The organism is Nocardia arizonensis (assembly GCF_001310275.1).
Lineage (GTDB): Bacteria > Actinomycetota > Actinomycetes > Mycobacteriales > Mycobacteriaceae > Nocardia > Nocardia arizonensis.
In genome coordinates this window covers 88,958-111,241 of the sequence record NZ_LGYZ01000106.1, presented here as the reverse complement: position 1 = coordinate 111,241, position 22,284 = coordinate 88,958, and the positions used below count along the sequence as shown (strand labels likewise).

At 67.8% G+C, this 22,284-nt stretch carries 25 protein-coding genes; 10 read left to right on the top strand and 15 right to left on the bottom strand.

Translation table 11 applies throughout. The features are described 5' to 3' along the window. Nucleotides 1-3 precede the first annotated feature (3 nt). From APZ21_RS24535 to APZ21_RS24525, 3 genes are all read right to left on the bottom strand, one after another. Nucleotides 4-942 carry a patatin-like phospholipase family protein gene (locus tag APZ21_RS24535; protein WP_082393427.1) on the bottom strand — a complete coding sequence of 313 codons (939 nt, stop codon included), beginning with the start codon at nucleotides 940-942 and terminating at the stop codon, nucleotides 4-6. 131 nt (nucleotides 943-1,073) lie between these two features. Next, entirely contained in the window at nucleotides 1,074-2,873 is a 1,800-nt protein-coding gene (locus APZ21_RS24530) for an acetyl/propionyl/methylcrotonyl-CoA carboxylase subunit alpha (RefSeq protein WP_054815633.1), read from the bottom strand. Between the two features lie 204 nt (nucleotides 2,874-3,077). Continuing rightward, on the bottom strand, nucleotides 3,078-3,989 hold the full coding sequence (locus tag APZ21_RS24525; protein WP_054815647.1) for a sulfurtransferase: 912 nt from the start codon (nucleotides 3,987-3,989) through the stop codon (nucleotides 3,078-3,080). Between the two features lie 168 nt (nucleotides 3,990-4,157). Here APZ21_RS24525 and APZ21_RS24520 point away from each other — a divergent pair, with 168 nt between their 5' ends. Continuing rightward, nucleotides 4,158-4,943 (top strand): helix-turn-helix transcriptional regulator, encoded by a 786-nt coding sequence (locus APZ21_RS24520; protein WP_054815632.1) that lies wholly within the window; start codon nucleotides 4,158-4,160, stop codon nucleotides 4,941-4,943. Here APZ21_RS24520 and APZ21_RS24515 read toward each other — a convergent pair. The 3 genes from APZ21_RS24515 to APZ21_RS24505 form a co-directional block, all read right to left on the bottom strand. Then, complete coding sequence (locus tag APZ21_RS24515) at nucleotides 4,869-5,507, bottom strand: Maf family protein (protein WP_054815631.1); 639 nt, start codon at nucleotides 5,505-5,507, stop codon at nucleotides 4,869-4,871. The genes APZ21_RS24520 and APZ21_RS24515 overlap by 75 nt on opposite strands. 78 nt (nucleotides 5,508-5,585) lie before the next feature. Next, on the bottom strand, nucleotides 5,586-5,909 hold the full coding sequence (locus APZ21_RS24510) for an acyl-CoA carboxylase subunit epsilon (protein WP_054815630.1): 324 nt from the start codon (nucleotides 5,907-5,909) through the stop codon (nucleotides 5,586-5,588). Nucleotides 5,910-6,067: 158 nt separating this feature from the next. Then, nucleotides 6,068-7,708 carry an acyl-CoA carboxylase subunit beta gene (locus APZ21_RS24505; protein WP_054815629.1) on the bottom strand — a complete coding sequence of 547 codons (1,641 nt, stop codon included), beginning with the start codon at nucleotides 7,706-7,708 and terminating at the stop codon, nucleotides 6,068-6,070. 310 nt (nucleotides 7,709-8,018) lie between these two features. On the opposite strand from APZ21_RS24505, the gene APZ21_RS24500 reads away from it, so the two are divergent. Then, the gene (locus APZ21_RS24500) at nucleotides 8,019-8,783 is read left to right on the top strand and encodes a biotin--[acetyl-CoA-carboxylase] ligase (protein ID WP_239476797.1); all 765 of its coding nucleotides are present in this window, start codon (nucleotides 8,019-8,021) and stop codon (nucleotides 8,781-8,783) included. A 65-nt stretch (nucleotides 8,784-8,848) separates the two neighbouring features. Here APZ21_RS24500 and APZ21_RS24495 read toward each other — a convergent pair whose 3' ends face one another. Further along, a complete protein-coding gene (locus tag APZ21_RS24495) occupies nucleotides 8,849-9,796 on the bottom strand; it encodes an acyl-ACP desaturase (RefSeq protein ID WP_054815628.1) in 948 nt (315 codons plus the stop codon). A 177-nt stretch (nucleotides 9,797-9,973) separates the two neighbouring features. On the opposite strand from APZ21_RS24495, the gene APZ21_RS24490 reads away from it, so the two are divergent. Genes APZ21_RS24490 through APZ21_RS24480 form a run of 3 tightly spaced genes read left to right on the top strand, consistent with a single transcriptional unit; the run spans nucleotide 9,974 to nucleotide 12,549 of the window. Continuing rightward, nucleotides 9,974-10,507 (top strand): PH domain-containing protein, encoded by a 534-nt coding sequence (locus tag APZ21_RS24490; protein WP_054815627.1) that lies wholly within the window; start codon nucleotides 9,974-9,976, stop codon nucleotides 10,505-10,507. A gap of 55 nt (nucleotides 10,508-10,562) precedes the next feature. Further along, complete coding sequence (locus tag APZ21_RS24485) at nucleotides 10,563-11,240, top strand: response regulator transcription factor (RefSeq protein WP_054815626.1); 678 nt, start codon at nucleotides 10,563-10,565, stop codon at nucleotides 11,238-11,240. 1 nt (nucleotide 11,241) lies between these two features. Further along, the gene (locus tag APZ21_RS24480; protein WP_054815625.1) at nucleotides 11,242-12,549 is read left to right on the top strand and encodes a sensor histidine kinase; all 1,308 of its coding nucleotides are present in this window, start codon (nucleotides 11,242-11,244) and stop codon (nucleotides 12,547-12,549) included. Here the strand turns inward: APZ21_RS24480 and APZ21_RS24475 are convergent. Then, entirely contained in the window at nucleotides 12,546-13,088 is a 543-nt protein-coding gene (locus tag APZ21_RS24475) for a GtrA family protein (RefSeq protein ID WP_063125111.1), read from the bottom strand. The genes APZ21_RS24480 and APZ21_RS24475 overlap by 4 nt on opposite strands. 87 nt (nucleotides 13,089-13,175) lie before the next feature. Between APZ21_RS24475 and APZ21_RS24470 the strand changes: the two genes are divergently transcribed. Together APZ21_RS24470 and purE are read left to right on the top strand one after the other, a co-directional pair. Further along, nucleotides 13,176-14,348 (top strand): 5-(carboxyamino)imidazole ribonucleotide synthase, encoded by a 1,173-nt coding sequence (locus APZ21_RS24470; protein WP_054815623.1) that lies wholly within the window; start codon nucleotides 13,176-13,178, stop codon nucleotides 14,346-14,348. Further along, complete coding sequence (gene purE / locus APZ21_RS24465) at nucleotides 14,341-14,841, top strand: 5-(carboxyamino)imidazole ribonucleotide mutase (RefSeq protein ID WP_082393420.1); 501 nt, start codon at nucleotides 14,341-14,343, stop codon at nucleotides 14,839-14,841. The genes APZ21_RS24470 and purE overlap by 8 nt, the downstream gene beginning before the upstream one ends. A 56-nt stretch (nucleotides 14,842-14,897) precedes the next feature. Here the strand turns inward: purE and APZ21_RS24460 are convergent, their stop codons facing one another. Then, nucleotides 14,898-15,359 carry an excisionase family DNA-binding protein gene (locus APZ21_RS24460; RefSeq protein WP_054815645.1) on the bottom strand — a complete coding sequence of 154 codons (462 nt, stop codon included), beginning with the start codon at nucleotides 15,357-15,359 and terminating at the stop codon, nucleotides 14,898-14,900. 106 nt (nucleotides 15,360-15,465) lie between these two features. Between APZ21_RS24460 and APZ21_RS24455 the strand changes: the two genes are divergently transcribed. Next, entirely contained in the window at nucleotides 15,466-16,149 is a 684-nt protein-coding gene (locus tag APZ21_RS24455; RefSeq protein WP_082393426.1) for a TetR/AcrR family transcriptional regulator, read from the top strand. A 153-nt stretch (nucleotides 16,150-16,302) separates the two neighbouring features. Further along, nucleotides 16,303-17,463 (top strand): acyl-CoA dehydrogenase, encoded by a 1,161-nt coding sequence (locus APZ21_RS24450; RefSeq protein WP_054815620.1) that lies wholly within the window; start codon nucleotides 16,303-16,305, stop codon nucleotides 17,461-17,463. Between the two features lie 296 nt (nucleotides 17,464-17,759). Here the strand turns inward: APZ21_RS24450 and APZ21_RS24445 are convergent, their stop codons facing one another. Continuing rightward, entirely contained in the window at nucleotides 17,760-18,149 is a 390-nt protein-coding gene (locus tag APZ21_RS24445; RefSeq protein ID WP_054815619.1) for a nuclear transport factor 2 family protein, read from the bottom strand. Nucleotides 18,150-18,239: 90 nt separating this feature from the next. Here APZ21_RS24445 and APZ21_RS24440 point away from each other — a divergent pair, with 90 nt between their 5' ends. After that, nucleotides 18,240-18,803 (top strand): TetR/AcrR family transcriptional regulator, encoded by a 564-nt coding sequence (locus APZ21_RS24440; RefSeq protein WP_054815618.1) that lies wholly within the window; start codon nucleotides 18,240-18,242, stop codon nucleotides 18,801-18,803. 68 nt (nucleotides 18,804-18,871) lie between these two features. Here APZ21_RS24440 and APZ21_RS36485 read toward each other — a convergent pair whose 3' ends face one another. The 5 genes from APZ21_RS36485 to APZ21_RS24415 all read right to left on the bottom strand — a co-directional run bounded on the left by APZ21_RS36485 (nucleotide 18,872) and on the right by APZ21_RS24415 (nucleotide 22,235). Further along, nucleotides 18,872-19,213, bottom strand: coding sequence for an FAD-linked oxidase C-terminal domain-containing protein (locus tag APZ21_RS36485; RefSeq protein WP_054815617.1), 342 nt, complete (start codon nucleotides 19,211-19,213; stop codon nucleotides 18,872-18,874). Nucleotides 19,214-19,345: 132 nt separating this feature from the next. Beyond that, entirely contained in the window at nucleotides 19,346-19,735 is a 390-nt protein-coding gene (locus APZ21_RS24430) for a nuclear transport factor 2 family protein (protein WP_054815616.1), read from the bottom strand. Nucleotides 19,736-19,994: 259 nt separating this feature from the next. Next, nucleotides 19,995-20,420, bottom strand: a complete 426-nt coding sequence (locus APZ21_RS34375) for a TetR/AcrR family transcriptional regulator (protein ID WP_054815615.1) — start codon at nucleotides 20,418-20,420, stop codon at nucleotides 19,995-19,997. A gap of 107 nt (nucleotides 20,421-20,527) precedes the next feature. Next, nucleotides 20,528-20,830: a GNAT family N-acetyltransferase gene (locus APZ21_RS24420; RefSeq protein ID WP_054815614.1), complete on the bottom strand. Its 303-nt coding sequence runs from the start codon at nucleotides 20,828-20,830 to the stop codon at nucleotides 20,528-20,530. 37 nt (nucleotides 20,831-20,867) lie between these two features. Beyond that, complete coding sequence (locus APZ21_RS24415) at nucleotides 20,868-22,235, bottom strand: FAD-binding oxidoreductase (RefSeq protein ID WP_371852299.1); 1,368 nt, start codon at nucleotides 22,233-22,235, stop codon at nucleotides 20,868-20,870. Between the last annotated feature and the right edge of the window lie 49 nt (nucleotides 22,236-22,284).

Below are 22,284 nucleotides of genomic sequence, written 5' to 3'. Positions count from 1 at the left end.
GGTTCAGGCCGCGCGCACCGCGGTCGCCAGCGCCTGATGCGTGGCCATCCGGCCGATCTCGAGTGCCGCGAGCAGCAGATCGGTATCGCGTGAGGCGCTGTCGATATCGGGGGAGCCGAGCGGCGGATGGATCTGTAGGGCAGCGGTGCCCATTCGCGCGGTGAAGAGATCCTCGGCTTCCTGTTGCCCCGCCCGCGCCAGCCACGACCGGTAGGCCCCCGGCGCGCGCAGCCGCAGATAGCCGCCGCCGACGATCTGGTGCAGCGCCGAGGCCGGCGGGCGGTGTTCGTCCGAGCGGCGCGTGCGCAGGATCAGCGCGTGGGTCGCCCCGTCGCGCACCGCGATTCGGATCGGCACCGATTCCGAGAGGCCGCCGTCGAAAAACCGCGAACCGGCGAACGCGACGGGCGGTCCGGCGAGGATCGGCAGCCCGGCCGAGGCGCGCAGAGCCACCTGGAGGGTGTGCCGATCGGCGATGTGCGGATGCAGATCCACCGCGAGTCCGGTGCGAATATCGGTCGCGACGGGATGGAAGGTGGTGGGGTTGGCCAGGATCGCCCCGAAATCCATCGGCGTCACGGATTCGTAGACCTCGTGCACCAGGTAGCGCAGATTGAACGCCGCCCGCCCGCGCAGCACCCGCTCCGGGGTGATGGTACGGCGAATGATCTCGGGATCGGTCCAGGTCCGCATGCCGGGCGCGGCCCGGCCGGACAGGAACCACGCGCCGTTCAGCGCACCCGCCGACGTGCCGTAGACCGCGTCGAATACCGACGAGAGTCCCAGTTCCTCGAGGGCGAGCACCATGCCGCCCGCGTACACACCGCGGCTGCCGCCGCCTTCGATGACGAGTGCGAGACGATGACCGTCCGCGCGGCTTCCCGCGTCGCGGCGCTCGCGGATCACCTCCGCCACGTCCGACTCGATCGGAAAGCTGCTCACCCGCTCACGATACGACAGCGCACTGCGGCGCGCCGCCCGGTCGGCGTGGGATATCGCACGTGCCGACAAGCCCACGGACACCGAGGGCGGGTGCGGACTGTTCCACACCCGCCCCGTGTCCGAACGACCCGTTACTTGATCTCGGCGAGGACCGTGCCCTGGGTGATGGCGGCGCCCGCCTCGACCGCCAGGCCGGTGACCACGCCGGCCTTGTGCGCGTTGACCGGATTCTCCATCTTCATGGCCTCGAGCACGACGATGAGGTCGCCCGCCTCGACGGACTGGCCCTCCTCGACGGCCACCTTGACCACGGTGCCCTGCATCGGCGCGGTGACAGCGTCACCGGAAGCTGCGCCGCCGCCCGCGCCGCCGCGCTTGCGGGGCTTGGGCTTCTTGCGGATGACACCGCCGCCGTTACCCGCGGCGGCGCCGCCGCCCACGGTGAAGTTGCCGGGCAGCGACACCTCGACACGACGGCCGCCGACCTCGACGACCACCTTCTGCCGGGGCAGATCCTCGTCCTCGTCCTCGGTTGCGCCCGCGGGCGTGTAGGGCTCGACGTTGTTGACCCACTCGGTCTCGATCCACTTGGTGTAGACGTCGAACTTCTCACCGTCGCCGATGAAGGCCGGGTCCTCGACGATCGCGCGGTGGAACGGAATGACCGTGGCCAGGCCTTCGACCTCGAATTCGGCCAGTGCGCGGCGGGCGCGCTCGAGCGCTTGGGTGCGGTTCTCGCCGGTGACGATCAGCTTGGCCAGCATGGAGTCGAACTGGCCGCCGATGACGCTGCCCGCGACCACGCCGGAATCGACTCGCACGCCGGGACCGGTGGGCTCGCGGTAGACCGAGACCGGTCCGGGCGCGGGCAGGAAGCCGCGGCCCGCATCTTCGCCGTTGATACGGAACTCGAAGGAGTGGCCGCGCGGAGTCGGGTCCTCGGTGATCGAGAGTTCGTGACCCTCCGCGATGCGGAACTGCTGGCGCACCAGGTCGATGCCCGCGGTTTCCTCGGTGACCGGGTGCTCGACCTGGAGGCGGGTGTTCACCTCGAGGAAGGAGACCGTGTCGCCCTGGACCAGGTACTCGACCGTGCCGGCGCCGTAGTAGCCCGCTTCCTTGCAGATGGCCTTGGCCGAGGCGTGGATGCGGGCGCGCTGGTCGTCGGTGAGGAACGGCGCGGGCGCCTCCTCGACCAGCTTCTGGAACCGACGCTGCAACGAGCAGTCACGGGTGCCCGCGACCACGACGTTGCCGTGCTGATCGGCGATGACCTGCGCCTCGACGTGGCGGGCCTTGTCCAGGTACTGCTCGACGAAGCATTCGCCGCGGCCGAAGGCGGCGATCGCCTCGCGGGTGGCCGACTCGAACAGTTCGGGGATCTCCTCGATGGTGTGCGCGACCTTCATGCCGCGCCCGCCGCCGCCGAACGCCGCCTTGATCGCGACCGGCACGCCGTACTGCTTGGCGAATGCGACGACCTCGTCGGCGTTCTTCACCGGATCCTTGGTGCCCGCGGCCATCGGGGCCTTGGCCCGCTCGGCGATGTGGCGCGCGGTGACCTTGTCGCCGAGATCGCGAATGGACTGGGGGGAGGGGCCGATCCAGATGAGGCCCGCGTCGAGCACGGCCTGGGCGAAGTCGGCGTTCTCGGAGAGGAATCCGTAACCGGGGTGGATGGCGTCGGCGCCCGACTTGGCCGCCGCGTCGAGGATCTTGTCGAAGACGAGGTAGGACTCGGCGGAGGTCTGTCCACCGAGGGCGAAGGCTTCGTCGGCGAGCTTCACGAAGGGTGCGTCGGCATCCGGTTCCGCGTAGACCGCGACACTGCCGATTCCGGCATCCTTGGCCGCCCGTATCACGCGCACGGCGATCTCGCCTCGGTTAGCTACGAGTACCTTCGTGATCCGCGCGCTGGCATGGCTGGGCACTGAGCCTCCTGGTTGCAATCTCTTGGTCGCTTCGCGGGGGTGGTGGCTGCGCAGGCTCCGTTCCCGTGGTCGACAACTTACATCTCGGGCGAGTGTAGGCAGTCTGCCAACAGACTCCGAACTCGGATAGCCCTACTCATAAGTAGGTCGTGGATCACATTGCCTGCGCGTCTGTGATCGAACCACAGATCAGCGGGGTCGTGGTCAACGGGACCGGGTGCGTCGGGGCGTGGCGGGCGCCGCGCCGGGTCCACTCCCCTTGGCGATCGGCATACGCACGGAATTGCCCCATTCGATCCAGGAACCGTCGTAATTGCGTACCGTCTCGAAGCCGAGCAGGCAGGTCAGCACGAACCAGCTGTGGCTGGAGCGCTCGCCGACGCGGCTGTAGACCACCAGATCGTCGTCCGCGGCCAGACCGCCGTAGATCTCGTCGAGTTCGGCGCGAGCGCGGAAACGCCCGTCCGGGGCGACCGCGCTGGTCCAGGGAATGTTGCGGGCGGTGGGGATGTGTCCGCTGCGCAGGGCCGAATCGGCGTGCCCATCCTGTCCCGGCGCGGTATGGCCCGCGTACTCGGCGGTGGAGCGGACGTCGATGATGGGTTTGCCCATATGGGCGAGCACCTCGTCGCGGAAGGCGCGCGCGGTGGCGTCGTCGCGGCGAACCGCGGGGTACTCGCTGCGATTCGGGTACGGCGGCTCGAAGGTGGTGTCGCGTTCTTCGGAGATCCACGCCTCGCGACCGCCGTCGAGTAGTCGCACGTCCTCGTGGCCGAACAGGGTGAACAGCCACAGCGTGTGGGCGGCCTGTGCGTTGTTCCGATCGCCGTAGACCACCACGGTATCGTCTCGCCCGATCCCCTTGGCGCGCATGAGTTCGGTGAAGCGGACGCCGTCGATATAGTCACGGGTCACCGGATCGTTCAGGTCGCCCCGCCAGTCGATCTTGACGGCGCCGGGAACGTGGCCGATGTCGTAGAGCAGGATATCGTCGTTGGATTCGATGATCTTGAGTCCCGGCGTGCCTATGTTTGCCGACAGCCACTCTGTGGTTACTAGTCGTTGAGGATGTGCGTAGGAACCGAATGAGGGATGTGGGTCCGGTGCTGCGGGCACGATGTGGGGTCCTTCACGCGAGATAGTCGGCTGGTTTCGGCGGTTCATGTCGCACCGCGATGGTAAGTGTGGGACGAAAGTGAAACTCGTGTCAGATCACAAATCGGCTGAATGAGCGAATAAATCGCACCCGCATCCGATAAAGTCTCCCGGGAGGAGGGGTGAGCTATGTCCGATTCTTGGCCGCGGCGGCGACTGCTCGCGATCCTACGTGGCGCCGGCGAGCCCCTCGATGCCCAAGAACTGGCCAGAATTACCGGACAGCACGTCACCACGGTTCGATTTCATCTCGACGTTCTCACCAAGGAATCGCTGGTCCGACAATTTCAGCAGCCCCCGCGCGGTCGCGGTCGTCCGCGCATCGGCTACACCGCCGTTCAGCGATCGGTCGGCTACCAGGAGCTGGCTCAGGTGCTCGCGGATCAGCTCGGGTCCGATCCGCGCCGCCGGTCGGAGGCCGCGCTGTCGGCGGGCCGGGCGTGGGGCGCCACCCTGGACGCGGGTGATCACGCGGTGGAGTCACTGGAGGACGCCAAGGACGTCACCGTGACATTGCTCTCCGAACTCGGATACGCCCCCGAGCGTGACGCCGCGGAATCCGAGGAACAGGTGCTCATCAAGATGACCGCCTGCCCGCTGCGCGAACTCGCGCGCACCCATTCGGATGTGGTGTGCAGCGTCCATCTGGGGCAGATCAAAGAGGTGCTCGACCGCAACGGCGGGCGCGGTGAGGTGAATGTGCGGCTGCACCCGTTCGTCGAGCCCGAATTGTGCGTGGTGCGCCTGGAACTCAGCGCGGCGCGACGCGCTCAGGACGAGCGCGAGGCCGCGGTGCCGGTGGGAGTCGCCGAACAGCCGATGCGTGAGCCCGCGCCGCCGTCAGGGGGACGTATCGGCCCACAGTTGCGCAATGCCGACCCCGACATCGCCAAGCAGTCGGCGCAGCAGTGGTAGTCCGATCCCGATGACGCTGGACGGATCGCCGGAGATCCGTTCCACGAACCAGCCGCCGCGCCCGTCCAGGGTGAACGCGCCCGCCACCTGCAACGGCTCGCCGCTGGCGACATAGGCGTCGAGTTCCTCGGGTTCGGGTTTGGCGAAATGCACGGTGGTGCAACTGCAATCGAGCGCGGAGCCGACGACGCGCCCCTCGGACACGCGCAAGACGCAGTGTCCGGTGATCAGATCGGCGCTGCGCCCGGCCATCGCGGCCCATCGTGCCCGCGTGACCTCGGGAGTATGGGGTTTGCCCTGGAGCCGCCCGTCGACGAGCAGCATCGAATCGCATCCGACGACAACGCAATCGGCGGCGATATCGCCGAGTCCAGCGCGCAGGACCGACTCCGCCTTGGCCCTGGCCAGCTCGGTTACCACGGCCTCCGGGCCGGTGTCCGGGGGCAGGGCCGCGGCGAGGGCATCCTCGTCCACATCGGAGACGCGGACGACCGGCTCGATACCCGCCGCGCGCAATACCGCCCGGCGAGCGGGGGAGGCGGATGCCAGTACGAGATGTGTCACGATCGCGCTCCGCGAGCGCCCGGCGCGGCGGTGCCGTATGCGGGTGGCGTCGCCGGGCGCACGCGGAGTTCGCTCACGTCAGCGCAGATGCGACAGTTGCGGGAAGGCGTACGGCGAGAACGGTGAGGTGCCGCGATGCATGAGGGTCGGGCGACCCCAGGCATCGGCCGGACCCGTGTCGACCGCGGCCGCGCCATTACCCGCGGCGGCGCTCAGCACGCAGACCAGCGCGGCGATCTCGGCATCGGTCGGCGCGCCCTTGATGATCCGAACGAACGGCTTCTCGTCCGCGTCCGCGGTCGCGGCGGCCTCGAGAACCGCCTCGGCCTCCTGCGCGATCGGGTCGACTGTGAGCTCCAATTCGGCGGCGGTCAACACATCTTCTTCTGCCACGGTCGTCACAGTGCCAGATCCTCTCTCTACCTCGATCAGGCGTCCGCCCGGCGGGCCGGCGCCACTACTCGATGTCTCCGTACGACGTTCTCCGAATACCCCGTGGGTGTCCGAAAAACGTGCCCTCCTACAACAAGTGTGCGCGGCCTACCGAGAGTATCGCGGATTCACAACGGGATGTTTCCGTGCTTCTTGGGCGGCAGCGTCACCATCTTGCGTTCCAGCAGTCGCAGTGCGGAGACGATCTGACCACGGGTGTGCGACGGCGGGATGACCGCGTCCACGTAACCGCGCTCGGCGGCGACGTAGGGGTTCACCAACGTGTCCTCGTACTCGTTCTGGAGCTCGAGCCGCAGCGCATCGACGTCGCCGCCGTCCTTGGCGGCCTGCTGCAACTGCTTGCGGTAGACGAAGCCGACGGCGCCGGACGCGCCCATGACGGCGATCTGGGCGGTGGGCCAGGCGAGGTTCACGTCGGCGCCCATGTGCTTGGAGCCCATGACGTCGTAAGCGCCGCCGTAAGCCTTGCGGGTGATGATCGTGATTTTGCCCACAGTGGCCTCGCCGTAGGCGTAGAGCAGCTTGGCGCCGCGCCGGATGATGCCGTTGTACTCCTGCCCGGTGCCGGGCAGGAAGCCGGGCACGTCGACCAGGGTGATGATCGGGATGTTGAACGCGTCGCAGGTGCGCACGAAGCGCGCGGCCTTCTCCGAGGCGTCGATGTCGAGGCAGCCCGCGAACTGGGTGGGCTGGTTGGCGACGATGCCGACGCTGCGGCCGTCGACGCGCCCGAAGCCCACGATGATGTTCATCGCGCGCTCGGCCTGCACCTCGAGGAATTCGTCGTCGTCGAGCAGCCGCGCGATGACCTCGTGCATGTCGTAGGGCTGGTTCGGCGAATCCGGGATGATCGAGTCGAGTTCGAGGTCCTCGTCGGTGAGCGAGTCCTCGATCGCGCCGCTGATCGGGTCGGTGGCCGGGAAGCGGGGGGCCTCGGCGCGATTGTTGCTGGGCAGGTAGGACAGCAGATCCTTGACGTAGTCCAGCGCGTCCTGCTCGCCCGAGGCGACGTAGTGCGCCACACCGGACTTGACCATGTGGGTGTGCGCGCCGCCCAGATCCTCCATGGTGACGTCCTCGCCGGTGACCGTCTTGATGACGTCGGGACCGGTGACGAACATCTGGCTGGTCTGATCGACCATCACGACGAAGTCGGTCAGCGCGGGAGAGTAGACGTGGCCGCCCGCGGCCGGACCCATGATCAGCGAGATCTGCGGGATCACGCCGCTGGCCTGGATGTTGCGGTGGAAGATCTCGCCGTAGAGGCCGAGCGAGACGACGCCCTCCTGGATGCGCGCGCCCGCGCCCTCGTTGATGCCGACAAGCGGACGTCCGGTCTTGAGCGCCAGGTCCATGACCTTGACGATCTTCTCGCCGTAGACCTCGCCGAGGCTGCCGCCGAAGACGGTGACGTCCTGGCTGAAGATGCAGACGTCGCGGCCGTCGATGGTGCCGTAGCCGGTGACGACGCCGTCGCCGAGCGGGCGGTTGTTCTCCAGGCCGAAATTCACCGAGCGGTGCCGGGCGAGCGCGTCGAGTTCGACGAAGGAACCCTCGTCCAGCAGGGCCAGGATGCGTTCGCGGGCGGTCATCTTGCCCTTGGCGTGCACCTTGTCGACCGCGGCCTCACCCATCGGGTGTTGGGCCTCTTCCAGCCGATTCCGCAGGTCAGCCAGCTTCCCGGCGGTGGTGTGGATATCGGGGGAACCCGCCGAACCTGATGCGGGCTGCTGCTGGACACTCGTCATGGCTCCGGAGTGTAGCTACAGACCCCCTCCCTCCGTAACCCGGTACTGGCTACCCGCCAGTAGTAAAACCGCAGCTAGATCATGTTACGTGCCGGATATCCAGGGTGAATCCGCCGCCGATCGAAGCTTCCGATTTGTGTGTTCGCACAATCTATCCCGGCGCGTCGGTCCGATTTCGGCGGAAGGGTGGTTCGGGGGAAGGAAGGGTGGTTCGGCGGAAGGCCGCTTGAACCGCGCGCCCGGTAGCGTGCCACGGGTGAGCAACCACTCCTCGGAATCCGCGCCGCGCCAACCGCTCGACCTCGCGCGCCTGCGGCGCGAAGTCGCCGCGTCACTGCCGTTGTTCGGCGCGATCGACGTGGTGGAGTCGACCGGTTCGACCAACGCCGATCTGGTGGCGCGCGCGACCGCGTCGCCGCGCGATACCGGCGTGCTGGTCGCGGAGGCGCAGGAGGCCGGGCGGGGACGGCACGCGCGCAACTGGGTCAGCCCGCCGCGGGCGCAGATCTCGATGTCGATGCTGGTGCGCCCGCACGGCATCGACCCGGCGGCGCTGGGGTGGCTGCCGCTGCTCACCGGGATCGCGGTGGTCGACGCGCTGCGCGGCACCGCCGGGGTCGACGCGAAACTCAAGTGGCCCAACGACGTACTGATCGGCGGGCGCAAGGTCGCGGGCATACTCGCCGAGGTCGCGGCGGGCCCGCCCGCACCTGCCATCGTGGTTGGCGTCGGGGTGAACGTGAGTATGACCGAGGCCGAACTGCCGGTGCCGCACGCGATCTCGCTGGCGCTGGCACAGGCGTCGACGCTGGATCGCACCGAGTTGATCCTGGCGCTGCTCACCGAATTCGCGCGCCGCTTCACCGCGTGGCGCGAAACCGGCTGGGCCGTGGATGATCTCGCCGCCGCCTACCGCGCGCACTGCGCCACCCTCGGCGCGCGGGTGCGGGCGGAACTGCCGGGCGGCGAGGTGCTGACCGGCGTCGCGAGCGATGTCGACGAACACGGGCGGCTCATCGTCGGCGACCGGGCGCTCTCGGCCGGCGACGTGACCCATCTGCGCGCCGAATACTGAACCGCCCGGCGCGGATTCGTACCTCGGGTGCCCACCGCGGCGACGGATCGGGCACGCGGGAAGACTCAGGCGGGCTGGAACCGGGCGGCTTCCCGGGCGAGCAACCGGTCGCGCTGCTCCTCGAACTTGACCACGTCGCGGCCGAGCTTTTCGAGGAATTCGGCGAGCTTGTCACGCTCCTGTTCGCCGCGAGCGGTGAAATCGGTGCGCTCGAAGACGTTCCACTTCTTCAACACCGGCTGCACGACCTCTTCGAGGTGCTGGCGCAGGTCGTAGATGCCGTGCTTGGCCATGAGCACGCCGTTGCGGCGGAAGTTCGGCATGGTCGCGCCGGGCATGACGAAATTCGTGATGATCCGGGTCACCGCGGCGATGGCCTGGTCGGGCACCAGATCCAGCGCGGCGCCGCACAGGTTCCGGTAGAAGATCATGTGCAGGTTCTCGTCGGCGGCGATGCGCTGGAGCATGCGGTCGGCGATCGGATCCTCGCAGACCCTGCCGGTATTGCGGTGGCTGACCCGGGTGGCCAGTTCCTGGAAGGTCACGTACGCGACGTTGACCAGGAATCCACCCCAGTCCTGGGGCGCGTTCGCGCCGGTGGTCATGTGGGTCATGCGCGCCTGCTCCAGCGCGACCGGGTCGACGCCGCGAGTGACCACCAGGTAGTCGCGCATGACGATGCCGTGGCGATTCTCCTCGGCGGTCCAGCGGCCGACCCAGGTGCCCCACGCGCCGTCCTGGGAGAAGTTCTGGGCGATCTCCCGGTGATAGGAGGGTAGGTTGTCCTCGGTGAGCAGGTTGGTGATCATCGCGACCTTGGCGATCTCACTGAGTTTGGATTGTTCGGGCGCCCAGTCTTCGCCGCCCATCGCGGCGAAGTTGCGGCCCTCGTCCCACGGCACGTAGTCGTGCGGGTGCCATTCCTTGGCCATCGAGAGATGACGGTTCAGATTCTGTTCGGCCACCGGCTGCAACTCGGTGAGGATTTCCAGCTGTGTCAGGTTCTTGCTCACGCGTGCCTCCACGGATCATAGCGCCCGCGTCGTGTCTTTCGGGCGTTCGGGCAGGATAGAACTTGGTGTGCCTTCGCGCGGCGGAACTGCGCTATCGTCGCCGAAGGCTTGAAGAACTCCCACGACGCCGCTCTCACTGTTGGGCAAGGCGACAGGTGTTCGCGGTACTCTGCGGGCATGGGTTATCCGGAGGACGTGCTCGCGCCGGACGAGCAATTGATACTCCATCGCCATCCTCATTGGAAAATGCTGTTCTGGCCCGCGGTGACGCTGCTGGTCGTGACGGCGCTGGCCGGGTTCGCGGGCGGGTTCGCCTCCCGCACCACCGAGGGCACCGCCAGAACGGTGTTGCTGCTGATCGTCGCGGCAGTGTGGTTGGTGGTGATCGGATGGCGCTGCGTCGCACCGGTTGTCAGCTGGAAGTCGACGCATTTCATCGTCACCGAGCGACGGGTGCTCATCCGGCAGGGGGTGCTGACGCATACCGGAATCGACATTCCGATGAACCGGATCTCGAGTGTGCAGTTCCGGCACGGCCTGTTCGACCGGATGCTCGGCACCGGCACGCTCATCATCGGGTCCTCCTCCGACGAGCCGCTGGAATACGACGACATCCCGAATGTGCAGAAGGTGCACGCGCTGCTCTACCACCATGTCTTCGAGGTCGATCACGGCGCGGTCGGCGGCCACCGCCCCGGCGGTGACTACTGAGCTCCGCCGGTCGCCGTGTCGCGTGCCCGGCGGTCGCGCACCGTAATCTGAGCATATGACCGCAGTACTGCTGGCCGAGGACGACGAGGCCATCGCCGCGCCGCTCTCGCGGGCACTGGGGCGCGAAGGTTACTCCGTCACCGTCGAGAGTTTCGGCCCCGCCGTACTGCGCCGTGCCCTCGAGGGCGATCACGATCTGCTGATCCTCGATCTCGGCCTGCCGGGTATGGACGGTCTGGAGGTGTGCCGTCAGGTCCGCGCCCGCGGGGCCGATCTCGCGGTGCTCATGCTGACCGCGCGCACCGACGAAGTGGACTTCGTCGTCGGTCTGGACGCGGGCGCCGACGACTATGTCGGAAAGCCGTTCCGGCTGGCCGAGTTGCTGGCCCGGGTGCGCGCGCTGTTACGGCGCAGCGGAATCGGTGACGAGGCGGTCGAGGTCGGGGGGATCCGGCTGGAACCGGCCGCGCGCCGGGTGCTGGTCAACGGGGCCGAGATCGGTTTGGCCAACAAGGAATACGAACTGCTCAAGGTGCTCATCGACCGGGCCGGGCAGGTGGTCCCCCGCGAGACGATCCTGCGCGAGGTGTGGGGCGACGCCGAACTGCGCGGCTCCAAGACCTTGGATATGCACATGTCCTGGCTGCGCCGCAAGATCGGCGACGAGGGACCGATGGCCGAACGCCGCATCGTGACCGTGCGCGGGGTCGGCTTCCGGCTGAACACCGACTGACGTGCGCCGCCGCATCCTGCGTTCGATGCTCACCGTGCTGACCATCACCACGGCGGTGCTCGGCATTCCGCTCATCTACACCGCGTGGCTGTGGGTGGAGGACATCACCCGCAACGACCTGCAGAACCGGCTGGACCGGATCGCCTCGGAGGTCATCGCTCAGGAACAGGCGGACGGCACGGTTCCGGGCGAACTCGATACCCGCTCGGTGAGCGCGCTGGTCCCCACCGACGGGCGGCTCACCATCGTCTACCCGACCCCGCGTGACAGCGCCTCGCGGCTGGATGTCGGCGCCGCCGAGGTCGATGATCCGCTGGTGGAGTCGCTGTCGATGGGGACTTCGGGTTCGCTGCGGCTCGAGGTGCCGTCGGGCCCGATGCACGCCACCCAGCGTCAGGCGGTCGCGGTGGTGGCGCTGGCGGTGCTGGCCTCGCTGGGCGCGGCGGTCACGATCGCGGTCTTCACCGCGCGCCGGGTCGCCGATCCGCTGCGTGACGTTGCGGCGCGCGCGGCCCGACTGGCCATGGGCGACTTCCGCCCCGACCCGCGCCGCCACGGCATCTCCGAACTGGACCGGGTCTCCGATGTGCTCGATTCGGCCACCGTCGAGATCGCGGGCAGGCTGCAACGCGAACACGCCCTGGTGGCCGACGTCTCCCATCAGTTGCGCAGTCGGCTGACCGCGGTGCGTCTGCGGCTGGACGAACTGTCGGCGCATTCCGATCCCGAGGTGGTGCACGAGGCCGAGGAAGCGATGGCCCAGGTCGACCGGCTCACCGAGGCCATCGATGATCTGGTCCGTGCCTCGCGCGACGAGGACGCCGCCGATCGTGACCCGATTCCGGTCATGGACGCGCTGCGCGGTGTGGTCGAGGAGTGGAAGCATCCCTTCACCGAGGCGGGCCGGGTACTGGTGCTCACCGGTGACGAGTCGCTGTCCGCGCCGATCACCGCGTCCCGGCTGCGCGAGGCCGTCACGGTATTGGTCGACAATGCCCTCATGCACGGCGGCGGCACCTGCACGGTGTCGGTGCGCACCGTTCGGCCCGGCAACGCGCGGGAGCCGCTGGTGTGCGTGGAGGTCGCCGACGAGGGCGACGGGGTGCGTGAAGAACTCGCCCCGCACATCTTCGACCGCGGATTCTCCGCGGGCGGGTCGACCGGTGTCGGACTGGCGTTGGCGCGCGCGCTGATCGAGGCCGACGGCGGCCGACTGGAATTGCAGCGACGCAGGCCCGCGCTGTTCGCGGTGTTCCTCGGGTCGTTCTCGCCCCTCGTGCGCAGCGGGACGGCGCCCGAACCGCGTTAGCTGCGGTCGAGGTGCTCCCCTTCGAGCATTTCCTCCAGTTCCTCGACCATCTCGGTGATCTCGTCCGGGAAGACCCAGCGGCGCATGGACCAGAACCGGAAGGCCATCTGGAGCAGGTTGCCGATGACGAACGCGCTGATGAAGTCGGCGATATTCTCGACGGTGAAGCTCACATCGGGTCGGCGCAGGTCCAGCACGTAGCTCGAGATCCACAGCGGGATATTGCTGAGCGCCACGCCGATACCGCTGACCACGAAGAACAGCAGCGCCTCGTGGTGGCGCTCGCGACCGCCGCGGTTCTTGAACGACCATTCGCGATTGAGGACATAGGAGGCGATGACCGCGATCACACCGGAGATGATCTTCGCGGTGACCGGCTTGTCCGCCAGGACAGTCCACTTCAGCGCGTAGAAGATGCCGCTGTCGATGACGAAGGTGGTGGCGCCGACGATGGCGAACTTGATCAACTCGCTGTGACGCAGCGCGACCTCCCGCATCGGCTGGGGGAGGGCTCTGGCCACGTCGTCGGCGAAAGACACAAGGGGCGAGTGTACCGGTAGCGGTCGTGCGCGCCCGACGTGACAATATTGGTCAGCGTGACACCCCGTTCCTTCGAAGCGTCCGCGATGCCAACCGTCACCATGATCGGCGGCGGTCAGCTGGCGCGTATGACGCATCAAGCCGCGATCGCGCTGGGCGGTCGGCTGCGCGTGCTCGCCGAGAATCCCGAAGATCCGGCCGCGCAGGTCAGCCCCGAGGTGGTATTGGGCAGTCATACCGATCTGGCCGCGTTGCGCAAGGCCGCCGTCGGATCGCACGCGCTGACCTTCGATCACGAGCATGTGCCGACCGAACATCTGGAGACGCTGGTCGCGGAGGGCGTGAACGTGCTGCCGCCGCCCGGTGCGCTGATCTTCGCCCAGGACAAGCTGGCAATGCGCACCGAACTGTCGCGCGTGGGCGTTCCGGTGCCCGTGTTCGCGCCGGTCGAGACGCCCGCCGACGCGGTGCGCTTCGGCGACGAACACGGGTGGCCCTTCGTGCTCAAGACCGTGCGCGGCGGATACGACGGGCGCGGGGTGTGGATGCCCGTGCGCGCCGAGGAGGCCGAGGCGCTGGTCACAGCGCAGTTGGCGAATGGTACGCGGTTGCTGGCCGAGGCGAAGGTGTCGCTGCGCCGGGAACTGTCGGCGATGGTCGCGCGCTCGCCGTTCGGTCAGGCCGCGACCTGGCCGGTGGTGGAGACCGTGCAGCGCGACGGGCAGTGCGCGGTGGTCATCGCGCCCGCCCCTGATCTGGCCGAGGAGTCGGCCGCCGAGGCGGAGAGTCTGGCGCTGCGCCTCGCGCGGGAGTTGGGCGTGGTCGGTGTGATGGCGGTGGAGCTGTTCGAAACCGACGACGGCGCACTGCTGGTGAACGAGTTGGCCATGCGCCCGCACAATTCCGGCCACTGGGGGATGGACGGTGCCCGTACGGGTCAGTTCGAACAGCATCTGCGCGCGGTGCTCGACTATCCGCTCGGTGACACCGAACCGCTGGCTCCGGTCACCGTGATGGCGAATATCCTCGGTGCGCCGCAAGCGCCGTCCATGTCGATGGACGAGCGGCTGCACCATCTGTTCGCGCGGATGCCGCGGGCCAAGGTGCACCTGTACGGAAAGAGCGAGCGGCCCGATCGCAAGATCGGGCACGTCAATGTCCTCGGTGACGACGTGGCCGGGGTGCGGGAGGAGGCGGAGCGGGCGGCGCACTGGATGTCGCACGCGGTATGGACCGATGGATGGGACCACCATGAGTAATCCACTTGTCGGCCTGATCATGGGCAGCGACTCCGATTGGCCGACAATGGAAGCCGCCGCGCTCGCGCTGGCCGAATTCGATATCCGTTTCGAGGTCGGCGTCGTCTCCGCGCACCGCACTCCCCAACGCATGCTCGACTACGCCCGCGAGGCCGCCGACCGCGGTCTGAAGGTCATCATCGCGGGTGCGGGCGGCGCCGCCCACCTGCCCGGCATGGTCGCCTCCGCGACCCCCCTGCCCGTCATCGGCGTTCCCGTGCCCCTGAAACACCTCGACGGCATGGACTCCCTGCTGTCGATCGTGCAGATGCCCGCGGGCGTCCCGGTAGCCACGGTCTCCATCGGCGGCGCCCGCAACGCGGGCCTGCTCGCCGCCCGAATCCTCGGCGCGAGCGACCCGGCCCTCCGCACCCGAATGACCGACTTCCAATCCTCACTCGAAGCCATGGTCCTCGAAAAAGACCAAGCCCTCCGCACCAAACTCCTCGGCTAGCCGCGGCGTCCGTCCCTGAGCGCGGCCACCGATTTCAAATCACAACGAATCCCATTTCAGATGCCGAGTTCCTGCCCGAGATCGGAGAGTTCGTCTGCTGCTGCGCGGCCTGCCTGTTCACTGCGAACGCGGTATTCTTTCAGATCCTCGAAGCGAATGCGCCGGTGTTTGCCAACCAGGCGATAGGGGATTTCCCCTGCTTCGAGCAGGCCGATCACGTGCGGGCGGGAGACATTGAGTATGTCCGCTGCCTGCTGTGTGGTCAGCTCGGCATGTGAGGGCACGATCGATACACCGCGTCCCTCCGCTGCCTGGGCGAGGATGAATGCCAAGAGGCCGACCGCTTGGCGTGGCACGATAAGCGCCTCTTCTCCTCCGGTCTCGCCGCCGACGCTGATGGTTTGCTCGTTCGGATGCCGCATGAGGTAGTCCTTGATGCGGCGCACGGCGCGTGCGGCGATTTCGGCGTCTATTTCACCGGGTTCGCTGCGTTTCGCGGCCTGCAAGCCACGGCTCATCACGTACCTCCTTCGGCTACGAGTATGCGCAATATACGAAATAAACGCAATAAGCGAAACATGGCTTCCCGAGGCTGCCGCCTGGGACCAGTACGGTGGTGCGGTGGTGAGTGACGAGAATGGGCGTGGGAGGTCGGGGGAGGATGCCGCTCGGTTTCGGTTGACGGTGGTGGACCAGGCGCTGCGGTTGTTCGAGGAGAAGGGGTACGAGGCGACGACCGTGGACGAGGTCGCCGAGGCGGCGGGGATTTCGCGGCGCACCTTCTTTCGGCAGTTCCGGTCGAAGGAGGATGTGATCTTCGCCGATCACGAATCGCAGTTGGCGTTGGCGGCGGCGTATCTGGAGGGGGAGCGGGGAGATCCGTGGGACGCGGTGTGCGCGGCGGCGGTGCAGGTGTTCGAGCGGTTCACCCAGTGGCGGGAGATCGCGGCGCGGCGGTATCGCGTGGTGCGGCGGGTGCCCGCGTTGCGGGAGCGCGAGATCGTGACGGTCTTCCGGTACGAGCGCCTGTTCACGGACTATCTGCGGGAGCGTCAGCCGGACGCGCCCGATCTGGCGCGGGTGCAGTTCACGGCGGCGGTCACCGCGACGCACAACTATCTGCTGCGGCGCATGGTGCGGGGTGAGTCGGACGCGGGTGCGGCGGATCTGCGGGTCGAACTCGCGGCCATTCCGCGCGGTGCGGGCCCGGCACGGCGTGCCGAAGAACTGGTGGTGGCGGTATTTCCCCGGGATATGCCCTCTCGGCAGGTTGCCGACCTGGTCGCGCGCAAGCTGGGTACCCTGTAAAGCGGCGAATACAAAGCCCACTGACACTCGGTGCCAGGGATAAGCCGCATGTGATGCCGATGTTCCGGCGTATACTCGGAGTCGACGTGGCACTCAGTGCCGAGCTTCCTGCGGACCGCAGCGATGAGACCCACATACCAGGAGCGTGCCCACATGGCGGGAAATCCGAACTTCGACCTGTTCCGGCTCGAGGACTTCCACGACGAACTGCGCGCGGCCATCCGCGGACTGGCGGAGAAGGAGATCGCCCCCTACGCCAAGGACGTCGACGGCGACGCCCGTTTCCCGCAGGAGGCGCTCAACGCGCTCAACGCCGCGGGCTTCAACGCGGTGCACGTGCCCGAGACATACGGCGGCCAAGGCGCGGACTCGGTGGCGACCTGCATCGTGATCGAAGAGGTGGCGCGCGTCTGCGGCTCCTCCTCGCTCATTCCCGCCGTGAACAAGCTCGGCACCATGGGCATGATCCTCAACGGTTCCGAGGAGCTCAAGCAGAAAGTGCTGCCGGATATCGTCAACGGTGAGATGGCCTCCTACGCCCTGTCCGAGCGTGAGGCCGGTTCCGACGCCGCGAGCATGCGCACCCGCGCGCGCCGCGACGGCGACGACTGGATCATCAACGGCTCCAAATGTTGGATCACCAACGGCGGCAAGTCTTCCTGGTACACCGTCATGGCGGTGACCGATCCCGACAAGGGCGCCAACGGCATCTCGGCCTTCCTGGTGCACAAGGACGACGAGGGCTTCGTGGTCGGCCCGCTGGAACACAAGCTCGGCATCAAGGGTTCGCCCACCGCCGAACTGTATTTCGAGAACTGCCGTGTTCCGGGCGACCGCATCGTCGGCGAACCCGGCACCGGTTTCAAGACCGCCTTGCAGACCCTCGACCACACTCGCCCCACCATCGGCGCGCAGGCCGTCGGCATCGCCCAGGGCGCCTTCGACGCCGCGCTGGCATACACCAAGGACCGCAAGCAGTTCGGCACCGCCATCGCCGACTTCCAGAACACCCAGTTCATGCTCGCCGACATGGCGATGAAGATCGAAGCCGCCCGCCTCATGGTCTACACCTCTGCCGCGCGCGCCGAACGCGGCGAGAAGAACCTCGGGTTCATCTCCGCCGCCGCCAAGTGCTTCGCCTCCGACGTGGCGATGGAGGTCACCACCAACGCGGTGCAACTGTTCGGCGGCGCGGGTTACACCACCGATTTCCCGGTGGAGCGCATGATGCGCGATGCCAAGATCACCCAGATCTACGAGGGCACCAACCAGATCCAGCGCGTCGTCATGTCCCGCGCCCTGCTCAAGGGCTGATTCGGTCAATCGACCGGGTATTCGCCCCGTGTATGACCGTCTCGGTCGGGCCGTCTGCCGACTGTCGAGGGATCGCGAGGCGGAACACCCGGTCGACCGCTTGTGGACGCGGGTGCTGCTCGGCGCCGCCACCTGCGGCGTAGATCGGTCACGAAGCGCTTCGGCGGATCGGTTCACCTTCTCGGCTCGACCGATCAGTCCGTCGGGGCGCTTCGTCTCGTCTACCGTGAGGTCCGGTGGTGGGGTCGGGCGTCATCGGATCGTTTGCGGGCCTGTCGGATTCGTGTCCTCTCGGACTATGCCGGGGTCGCGAGAGCGGCGTGGTTGTGGAAATCGCGGGAGGAGTGGATGAGTCCGTCTCGGACGCGCATGACCTGGATATTGGCGATGTCCACCTCGCGGCCGGATTCCAGGACGAAGTGGTAATCCCATTCGGCGACAATCACTTCGGGGTCGGTGGTGTCGTGGATGACGACGTTGTCGGCTCGGATCCGCGGGGGGCGAGCGCGATTCGCCTCGAAATGCGCGGCCAATGCGGCGCGGCCCTCGTAGCGGGTCGGTTCGGGGAGGGTGAAGGGGACGTCGACCACGCAGTCGTCGGCGTAGAGGGCGGCCAGTTCGGCGTATCGGCCCTCGGTGATTCCGGTGAGCAGTCGGGTGAATACCTCGCGCGCGGTGGCGGACATGACAGATCTCCTGATCGTCGCGGTAGAATTCGGAGTGATAACTCCGCTTAGACGATACGGAGTTCCGACTCCGCTTGTAAAGGGGCGCCGATGAGCCCACGCGCCGACGCCGCGCGCAACCGCGCCAAGGTGATCGCCGCCGCCGAGGAAATCTTCGCGGCGCGGGGGATCTCGGCATCGACGGAGGAGATCGCCAAGCTCGCGGGCGTGGGGATCGGTACGGTGTTCCGGCACTTCCCGACCAAGGAACTCCTGCTCCAAGCCGTACTCGCGGCGCACGTCGACCTGCTCGCCGACGAAGCGGAAACGGCAGTGACCTCCGACGATCCCGGCGCCGCGCTCCGGGACTTCCTGAGCGGCGCGATCGTCCGGTCGCGGATCAAGGCCTCCTACACCGCCGCACTCGCCACTGCGGGCATGGATCCGGCCGCCTCCGCCGGACCCGCGCGGGCCCGCGTCCACCGCGCCCTCGCCGACCTGTTGACCCGTGCCCAGAACGCCCGCGCCGTCCGTCCCGACCTCACCGTCTCCCATCTGTTCGCCCTGCTTGTCGGCGCCACCCGGGCCTACGAACACGCGAATTGGGACGACACCGTCGTCGAGGTCGTGCTCGACGGTCTGCGCCCTGGGTCGTCGGCGACACCGTCCGGCTGATCACCGCGCCGCGATCTCGCAGGCCCACCCGGGGATCACGCTTCCGGCGATGGCGCTCGGCGGGATGGTCATGGCGGACTTCCACGGCCGCCGCGGCGTCTACCGGACCGATGCCGTATATCGGGGAGCGCGCGGAATACGGCGGGGTCGTGGACGATCAGTGGGTGGGTGTTGCCGTCGCCCGCATGCGCGAGCACCGGAATCAACACCTGATCACGTTCGGCGATGCCGGTGACCAGTTGGGCGAGCCGGGGCAGCGGCACTCCGACGTCCTCGAGCAGTAGCGGGTCGATTCGTTCCACCGCGGGTAGGGCGAATCGGCGGGCGGCGGTGAATGCTTCGCCCTCGTCGGGGTCCTGATCCAGCGCGTGGTCATGTCGCGCGCCCTGCTCGAGGGGTGGATCGCCCATCGGCGAAGCGCTTCGAACGGATACGGTCGGCCCTCGGGTGATCGAATCCGCCGAAGCGCTTCGTCGCGCGCCGGGCTTTTCGGGTGATACTTCCGCGCCGATCGCGCGGGTCCGGCGGCGGTGTCCTGCCGGCTAGGCCAGTACGCCCATGGCCGCGTGATTGTGGAAATCACGCGAGGTGACGATGAGGCCGTCACGGACACGCATCACCTGGATGTTGGCGAACTTCACCTCGTCGCCGGATTTCAGTCGGATGTGGTAATCCCATTCGGCCACAATGACTTCGGGGTCGGTGGTTTCGTGGATGACGATATTGTCGGCGCGTACCTGCATGGCGTGGGCGCTGCTGGCCTCGAGGTGTGCGGTCAGGGCGGCGCGTCCTTCGTAGCGCGTCGGCTCAGGAAGCGCGAAGGGGGCCTCGACCACGCAGTCTTCGGCGTACAGCTGGGCGATTTCGGTGAATCGGTTCTCGGTGACTCCGGTCAGCAGACGGGTGAACACCTCGCGCGGATGTGCGGACATGGCGTATCTCCTGGTCGACACGGGCAGAAATCGGAGCGATGCCCCTCTTCGACGGTACGGAGTTCCGACTCGGTATGTAAAGGGGTACCCGTGTGCGGCGATCGAGAAAGTCATTGCTGTGCAGGGAGTTTCGAGGTCATCGTGCCGTCGATCGATCGTGCCGGACGTGGGGATGGTCACGGCTGTGGGTACTTCCCGACCGAGTGAACCTGTGCTCCGGGTGGACAACTTCTTCTTCGTGTCGCTCTCATGGTGGGGATCAGTGTGGATGACCGGGGTCGCCGTGGGCAGTGTCGCCGCCGTGGGCTATGTCGTGGAAGGCTGGGCGGAGTAGGGCGGTGATGTGGGCGGGTGGGGCATCGGTGAGGGCGTCGAGCCGGAGTAGGTGACGACCGATGACCACGCCAAGGGTGATCGCGCCGATGAGGCCCGCGCGCAGGTCGGCATCGTCGGCGGACAGGTGGTCGGCGGCCTGTCGCTGCTGGGCGATCATGGCGGCGCGGATCTCACCGGTGGCGTCGGGGTGGGTGAATATCGAGCGGATCATGGCGAGCGCGTCGGTCGGGGCGTCGGCGACCTTTCGTTCGAGGGCGGCGAGGAGTTGTTCGGCGGCCTCGGTGGCGGTGGCGGTGGCGGTGGCGGTGCCGGTGACCTGTTCGGCGGGCTGGTCATGGCCGTGTTCCACGGCCGCCGCGGCGCCTACCGGCTCAATACCGCCCTGGGGCGCTCCAACCCGGTCACCCGCTAGGTGCCGCGGACGCGAACGACCGGATCGGCGCGAGTCGTGCCGACCTACCGACCGGAGGCCCGGGAGGCGAGCATATCGGCGTATTCCTTGTGCTCCTCGATGTACTTCTCGACGTACCAGCAGGTGGGGAGGACGGAGAAACCCTCGGTGCGGGTCTCGTCGAGGGCGTAGCCGACGACCTGACCCGCGACACCGCGCCCGCGGAATTCGGGGAAGGTCATGGTGTGGTGGAAGTCGCGGACCTTCGCGTCCTCCCGGTCGGCGTAATCGGCGTAACCGGCCAGGGTGTCGTCGATATAGATCTCGAAGCGGGTGTCGTCGGTATTGTGTTCGAGCCTGGTGGTCATGGTCGTGTGAACTCCTGGGTGGGCGGATATGTTCCGGTCACAGAATCGAGCCCGGGTTGAGAATTCCGTGCGGGTCGAGGGCGTCCTTGACGCGGCGGGTCAGCTCGATCACCTCGGGTCCGACCTGATCGGGCAGCCACGCCTTCTTGAGCCTGCCGACGCCGTGTTCACCGGTGATGGTGCCACCCAAAGCGATGGCCAGCTCCATGATCTCGCCGAAGGCGCGGTGCGCGCGTTCGGTGTGGTCGGCGTCGGCGGGGTCGTGGACGATCAGCGGATGGGTGTTGCCGTCGCCCGCGTGCGCGATCACCGAGATCAGCACCCGATTGCGCTCGGCGATGGCGGCGATGCCGGTGACGAGGTCGCCGAGCCGGGGCAGCGGCACGCCGACGTCCTCGAGCAGCAGCGGGCCGATCCGCTCCACGGCGGGTATGGCGAATCGCCGCGCGGCGGTGAACGCCTCGCCCTCGGCGGCGTCCTCGGTGTGGAAAACCTCGGCGGCTCCGGCCTTCTCGCAGGCCGCCACCATCAGCTCGGCCTCGCGTCCGGCGAATTCGCCGGGTGCGTCCGAGCGCGCCACCAACAGTGCGGCCGCGCTCCGGTCCAGCCCCATGCGGAGTTCGTCCTCGACCGCGTTGATGGCGACGGTGTCCATGAATTCGAGCATGGACGGACGCAGTGTCGCGGTGATGCCGAGTATGGCGTCGGTGGCGGCGGTGAGCGTGGCGAAGGTTGCCACGACGGTGCTCTGCCGCGGTTGCGCGGGCAGCAACCGCAGTGTCAGTTCGGTGATGACCCCGAGGGTGCCCTCGCTGCCGACGAACAGTTTGGTCAGTGCCAGCCCCGCCGAGTCCTTCAGTCGCGGCCCGCCGAGCCGCACCACGGTGCCGTCGGCCAGCACCACCTCCATGCCGAGCACGTAATCGGTTGTCACACCGTATTTCACGCAGCAGAGTCCACCGGCGTTGGTGGCGGCGTTACCGCCGATGGAGCACATCTCGAACGAGGACGGATCCGGCGGGTACCACAGGTCGTGGGCGGCCACGGCCCGCTTGACCTCGGCGTTGAGCAGTCCGGGCTGGACAACGGCGGTGCGCGTCACCGGATCGACGGTGATCTCCCGCATGCGTTCGGTGCTGAGGACGATGCCGCCATCGACGGCGGTCGCCCCGCCGGACAGTCCTGACCCGGCCCCGCGCGGCACCACCGGCACCCGATGCTCGTGCGCCCAGCGCACGGTCGCGGACACGTCGGCGGTCGAGGTCGCCCGCACCACGGCCAGCGGCGTTCCCGCGTCGGGATCGCGCGCCCAATCCTGTCGGTAACCCGCCAGCGAGTCGGGTTCGGTGAGTACCGCGCCGCGCGGTAGGAGCTCGATCAAGTCATGCAGGTCCACAACTGTCAACCGTAACTCGCGCGCCTGCCGCCTACCCGCTCGTCCCGGCGAGCGTGCG